This window comes from Streptomyces lonarensis (assembly GCF_012033735.1).
GTDB classification, from domain to species: domain Bacteria; phylum Actinomycetota; class Actinomycetes; order Streptomycetales; family Streptomycetaceae; genus Streptomyces; species Streptomyces lonarensis.
Genome location: NZ_JAAVJD010000321.1, coordinates 1 through 4,830, shown reverse-complemented (window position 1 = coordinate 4,830; position 4,830 = coordinate 1). Strand labels below are relative to the sequence as shown.

The window sequence follows — 4,830 nt, the reverse complement described above, 5'->3', positions numbered from 1 at the left end:
CCCCCCACGCCGGAGCGGTCCGCGCGTGGTCGATCCGCGTCTCGTACGCCGGGGCGGTGCGCGCCCCCGCACGGTTTCCGGTGCGCGCCCCCGCGCGGCCCGTCGCGGCCCGTCGCGGCCCCGCGCGGCCTCTGGTGCGCCGGCGGGGCGCGCCGGTCAGGAGGCGGAGTCGTCCTTCGGGTCGCGCTCGTCGTCGCGGTACGACGGGCTGGCGAAGCCGCCCTTGCCGAAGCGGGAGCCGGAGCCGCTGCCGGCGTCCTCGCCGTTCTCGGCGCTGTCGGAGGAGGAGCGGTAGGAGGGGCTGGCGAAGCCGCCGCGCCCGAACCGCGAACCGGAGTCGTCGCTGCTCTCCGACGACGACCGGTACGACGGGCTGGCGAAGCCGCCCTTGCCGAAGCGGGAGCCGGAGCCGCTGCCGGAGCCGTCGCCCCCGCCGTTCTCAGTGCTGTCGGAGGAGGAGCGGTAGGAGGGGCTGGCGAAGCCGCCGCGCCCGAACCGCGAGCCGGAGTCGTCGCTGCTCTCCGACGACGACCGGTACGACGGGCTGGCGTACCCGGGGGAGCTGCGCTCCGAGGGCTGCTCGTCCTCGTCGGTCCGGCTGGAGAACTTCGGGCTGGAGAACCGCGAACCGGAGCCGCTCTCCGGCGAGTCGCCGTCACGGCTGAAGCTCTTGGGGCTGGAGAAGCCGCCGCGCCCGAAGCGGGAGCCCGACTCCTTCGGCTCGGTGCCCTCGGCGGACCGGTCCTTGGGGCTGGAGAACTTCGGGCTGGAGAACTTGAGCTTCGGGGTACGGCTCTCGCGGTCGTCGTTGTCGGACACGGAATCTCCTCCTACGGTCTCGTGCAGGAACGGGAGCAGACCCCGCTCCAGCAGCGCTCTCCGCCAGGCCTCGCGGGCCTCGGTCAGCTCGGTGGGGGCGGCGTCGGCGGCCGGTTGGCCCGGCCGCGCCGCGCGGACCGAGGTCGCTCCGTTCCGGAGGGCGCCGATGAGCAGCTCCACCGCTGCCACGGCCAGTCCGACAGCCGTCAGGACGGCGAAGACCCACCCGGCGGTGCGCATCGACGCGGCGACCGGCGGCTCCGGGTCGGCCAGGCTCAGCCCGTACCCGAAGAGCAGGAAGACGAAGGCCGAGATCCCGGCCAGCACCGGCAGCAGGACGGAGGCCAGCGCGCCCGCGCCCACGCCGGCCGCGGGTGCGGCGGCGGAGGGTGACGGGGCGTCGGTAGCCGGGCCGGGCGCGGCGGACGGCGCGGTGCCTGCCGGGACGCGAAGCCGTTCGCGGACCGCGACGTAGTGCTGGTACTCGGCCGCCGCACGGGGGGCGACCAGGGGCACGGCCTCCATGCCGAGGCGCCGCAGCTGCTCGGTCCGGAACCGCTCGGCGGCCGCCGGTCCGGAGTCCTCGCGTACGCGCCGCAGGGCCTCGTCGAGGACCCGCTCGTAGTCGGGCCGGTCCTCCTGCAACAGCAAGTTCGCACCGTCCATGTGCTTCCCCAGATGCTCCGATTGGGCCGTCCCTGCCGGCCGTTCACCGTCCGGGACGGAGAGCGTGGGCAAGGTCCGATGGTAGAGCCCGCGCGGGCCCTGTGACAGAGAGCTGGCCGGAACAAGTCGCTTCGCGCGCCCTGTTTCGGGAAATCCTGTCTCGTGGGCGTTATGCCCTCCCCCTGACCCTGCCCGCGCGCGGTCGCGCGCACTCGGAGCACGCCCCAGGTGGCTCAGCTCTTACCAGGAGTCCAACCCGACCGGCGGCTTCTTCCGGACGGCTCGGCGGCGGGCGAGGTGCCCGGAGGCCGGAGCCTGCGGGGGGTGCCGGGCCTCCGGCCGCCGCACGGGCCCCGCTGCCGGGCCGTCAGATCCGTGAGCACGTGGTCACGTTCCGGCCGCCCCGAGACACCGGACGCCGGTGCCCACCCGGCGCCGCGCGACGGAACCGCACGGCGGCCGCCCGGCCGGAAGGGTCACCGGGCGGCCGCCCGGCGATGTGCGGCGCGGCGGCGGCCGCGGGCCCGTCTCAGGACTCGCGACGGTCTCAGGCGGTCGGCGCGGTCTCAGGCGGTCGCGGCGGGAACGGCGCTGTCCGGGGCGCCGGCCGTCAGCGGCAGGCGGGAGACGAGCATCGGGCCGCCCATCGTCACGCCGCCGTCCATGGCGATCGCCAGCTCCTCCGCGTAGAGGTGCGGTTCGGTGGGGCGCAGCGGGCGCTCCTCGCCGTCCTCGTCGATCGCGGTGTCGCCCTCGCCCGTGAGGTACGGGATGGGGCTGTGGCCGTGCACGATGCGCGCGCCGCCGTAGGTGGAGAGCAGGGTGCGGGCGGCCTCGGGGCCGTCCTCGTCGCGGAAGGCGAACCGCCGGGTGAACTTCCGGAACAGCTCCCACGTCTCGGCGGAGTCGAGCCGCTGCAGGGCCTGGAAGACCGCGTCGTTGACGTCCTCGACGGTGTCGCCGTAGTCGAGGTAGGCGGTGGTGTCGGAGTGGAGCAGCAGGTGTCCGTCCTCGACGGCGAGGGAGTCCAGCCGGGACATCCACTGCACGTGGTGGTCCTCCAGGCGCTCCATGTCGCTGGGCTGCCCGCCGTTGAGCATCCACGCGGCCCGGAAGGTCGCGGTGCCGGCGCCGGACTCCACCGGGGTGTCTGCGAAGCGGTGCGCGCCCAGCAGCAGCAGTTCGTGGTTGCCGAGCAGCGCCTTGCAGTACCCGCCGGCGGCGGCCGCCTCGGCGGAGAGCCGCATGACCAGGTCGATGACACCGACGCCGTCCGGGCCGCGGTCGGTGAAGTCGCCGAGGAACCACAGCCGGCTGCTGCCCGCGGCCCAGCGGTCCTCCTCGTCGGTGAGCCCGGCGGCACGCAGCGCGGCGCACAGCTCGTCCAGGTAGCCGTGGACGTCACCGACGACGTACAGCGGGCCGGGGCCGTCCCCGGACGGGGTGGCCGCCGGGGCGTCGGTGGTCGCCTCCGCCGCCGCAGGGGCGGCGGGGGGCGGCGGCGGGGGAGCGGCCGGCGGTGGTCCGGGTGGTGCCGGCGTCGTCACCGGGGCCGCGGCAGCGTGACCGGGAACGGCGGCTCCCGCCGCGTCCGCACGGAACTCGACACCGGAATCCCCGGCAGGCTCCTGAGCCATGACCCCTCCACCACGTACGCGCCGCCTCCGCCGTCACCGGCCCGTCGAGGCCGCTGACGGTGCCCACCTGTCCATCATAGGAATCCCACCACGGGAAGCGTCGGACACCTGACACGCCCACCGGCGGGCCCGGCGATCGGGGTGTTCAGGCCACCCTGGCTGGGAGGCTACCGGAAACTACCCGCCCGCAGCAGGGGGGGTGCGCTGCTGGCTCACGGTCACCGAACGGACCCGCGGCTGCGAGGAGGCCCGCACGATCAACTCGGTGGGCATGACGCGCTGCTGCGCGGGCCGGACCGCTGTCTGGGTGGCGAGTGCGCCGGTGTGCCCCGTGTGGCGTGTGCCGGTGCGGCGGCCGGCCGACCGCCCCCGTCCTGCCCCGGCGGCGCGTGCGGCGGCCCCGTCCTCGATGGCGTCGATGAGGAGCTGGATCACGGCGGAACCGATGCGGCCGGGCTGGAGCGAGAGGGTGGTGACGGGCGGCTCGGTCGTGGCGTAGACGTCGGACTCGCTGCAGCAGACCAGCAGCAGGTCCTCCGGGACGCGCAGCCCGTAGCGGCGCGCGGCGGCGAGCAGGTCGGTGCCGTTGGGGTCGTAGAGGCCGTAGACGGCGTCGGGCCGGTCGGGCCGCGCGAGCAGCCGGTCGGCGGCGAGCGCGCCCGCGCACGGGTCGTGCGCGGGGTAGGCCTCGTAGACCGGCGGCTGGCCGACCCGGGCGCACCAGCCGAGGTAGGCCTCGGTCGACAGCCGGGTGTAGGTGTCGGTGCCGGTCCCGGTGAGCAGCCCGATGCGCCGGGCGCCCGAGGCCGCGAGGTGGTCCAGCAGCCCGATGACGGCGGCCTCGTGGTCGTTGTCGACCCAGCCGGCGACCGGCAGGTCGCTCGCGGGGCGGCCGTCGGAGACCACGGGGATGCCCTGCCGGACCAGTTCGGCGACGACGGGGTCGTGGTCGGCGGGGTCGACGACGACGGTGCCGTCGAGCGCCACGTTGGACCAGACGTCGTGCTGCGAGGTGGCGGGCAGGATTGCGAGGGCGTAACCCCGGGCGAGCGCCGCGGAGGTCGCGGCGCGGGCCATCTCCGCGAAGTAGGCGAACTCGGTGAAGGTAAACGGTTCTTCACCGTAGGTGGTGACCGTGAGTCCGATCAGCCCCGAGCGTCCGGTCCGCAGGGTGCGGGCGGCGGCGGAGGGGCGGTACCCGAGCCGGTCGGCGACGGAGCGCACGTGGCTGCGTGTGGTGTCGGGCAGTCGGCCCTTGCCGTTGAGGGCGTCCGAGACAGTGGTGATCGAGACACCGGCCTCTGCCGCGACGTCGCGGATACCGGTCCGCGGGCGGCGGGATCGGCGGGTGTCGTCCCCCCGGCTCACCTGATGTTTCGCTGCTGTCATGTCGACCTGATCGTAGGCCCGGCCACTCAACATGCCTGAGGGTCGCACAAGTTGATGAGCCGATACGTTTCTGCGCGACGGAAACCGGCCACGGCCCTGTGAACCGCAGGCAATGGGCCGCGTGGAGGGCAGGACTCGCGCTCCCGGGCGCCCGTGAGGCTGTGGGCCCTCGCCTTTTCACGGTCACGGTGCTCACTCTTTCGAGTGAGGAGCGCCGCACGGCCTGACACCGGGCGGCTGGGCCGACCGCGGTAGCCCCGCCGGCCGGGGCCGCCACCCGCCCGCCGCGGGCCCGCCGCGGCACCTACCGCGTCGGCCC

3 protein-coding genes are annotated in these 4,830 nt (G+C 75.0%); all 3 read right to left on the bottom strand.

The features are described 5' to 3' along the window. Positions 1-156: 156 nt before the first annotated feature. The 3 genes from HCN56_RS23690 to HCN56_RS23680 all read right to left on the bottom strand — a co-directional run bounded on the left by HCN56_RS23690 (position 157) and on the right by HCN56_RS23680 (position 4,511). On the bottom strand, positions 157-1,485 hold the full coding sequence (locus HCN56_RS23690; RefSeq protein WP_167974405.1) for a serine/threonine-protein kinase: 1,329 nt from the start codon (positions 1,483-1,485) through the stop codon (positions 157-159). A 566-nt stretch (positions 1,486-2,051) separates the two neighbouring features. Further along, on the bottom strand, positions 2,052-3,122 hold the full coding sequence (locus HCN56_RS23685; RefSeq protein WP_167974403.1) for a metallophosphoesterase: 1,071 nt from the start codon (positions 3,120-3,122) through the stop codon (positions 2,052-2,054). Between the two features lie 177 nt (positions 3,123-3,299). Then, on the bottom strand, positions 3,300-4,511 hold the full coding sequence (locus HCN56_RS23680; RefSeq protein WP_167974401.1) for a LacI family DNA-binding transcriptional regulator: 1,212 nt from the start codon (positions 4,509-4,511) through the stop codon (positions 3,300-3,302). Positions 4,512-4,830: the final 319 nt, after the last annotated feature.